Here is a 1203-nt window from a genome sequence, read left to right as displayed (position 1 = left end):
CCAACCTATCCCGAGTGACAAACGTAAACCGGTAAAAATAGCTGGGATCGCAGAAGGCATAACGATTTTCGTTATGTGTTTCATTGGACTAAGGCGCAGTACTTTGCTCACGTTGACGAGGTCACGGTCGATACTAGAGACACCAACGGCGGTATTGATTAGCGTCGGCCACAGGCAACACAACGAGACTGTGACCGCCGAAGTGATAAAAGACTTGGAAAAGAAAGGATCATCCGTCACATAAACAGCACTGACGATCATCGTCACTAGAGGCAGCCATGCCAGCGGAGAAACCGGCTTAAACAACTGAATAAGCGGATTAATCGCTGAATACGCTGACTTGCTTAAACCACATAAAATTCCTAAAGGCACGGCAATCAATGAGGCAAAAATAAAGCCTGTTGCGACCGTGACAAGGCTGGTTAAAATCTGTTGGAAGAACGTAGGAGCTCCGGTGAAAGGGCGAATTTTCGGCTCATAGCTCGGATCTTGCGCTAAACGCGCTGCATTACGCTTCTCTTGTCGCTCGTAAAATGCTTCTGCTTTCGCAACTTCTGCGTAATGCTCATTAATCAGGTTTTTTGATTGCTCCAACACTTGTACCGGCCCAGGAAATTTTCCAAGGGAGGTATCAATGTTTTGCGCGACCACGTTCCAAAGCGCTAAAAACAGCGTCAAACCAAGCAAGGGCAATGCAAGCGCGGTAGACCATTGTTTCAGTTTATCTGCAGTCAGCATTTTGATGCCATTTGAGGGCATTACAGCCTGTTTAAACATAGTACTCATCTCCAGACCGGTCACTAGCACTAAGTTACTAGTGACCGATACTCTTTTCTAAATTTGGTCTTTCGATTTCAACCCGATCGGGAAGTTCTCCAGATATGCATTGGGCTTCGTGCCATCGTAAGTCTGGCCATCAATAAACTCTGACTGCGGCGGTTTAAAGCCGGTTTCAGACGCAAACTCAGGGAAGTCAGACGCCTTGGCCTTACCTTCAGCGATCAGTGCCTTAGCCGCGACAGCATAAATGTCAGGTCGATAAACCTTCTTTGCGGTTTCCATATACCAGTCGGATGACTGGTATATGGAAACCGCAAAGAAGGTTTATCGACCTGACATTTATGCTGTCGCGGCTAAGGCACTGATCGCTGAAGGTAAGGCCAAGGCGTCTGACTTCCCTGAGTTTGCGTCTGAAACCGGCTT

At 47.5% G+C, this 1203-nt stretch carries 1 protein-coding gene and 1 pseudogene; both read right to left on the bottom strand.

What is annotated here, in order from left to right:
* On the bottom strand, positions 1-777 hold a 777-nt coding region (locus tag A3750_RS21655), incomplete at its 3' end, for an ABC transporter permease subunit (protein WP_082873388.1).
* Positions 778-834: 57 nt separating this feature from the next.
* Positions 835-1071, bottom strand: a pseudogene (locus tag A3750_RS21650) (nitrate ABC transporter substrate-binding protein); the annotation flags it as partial.
* Positions 1072-1203: the final 132 nt, after the last annotated feature.

The sequence above is a fragment of the Oleiphilus sp. HI0079 genome (assembly GCF_001635105.1).
The sequence above is the reverse complement of the archived record's forward strand: the minus strand, read 5'-3'. Positions and strand labels throughout refer to the sequence as shown.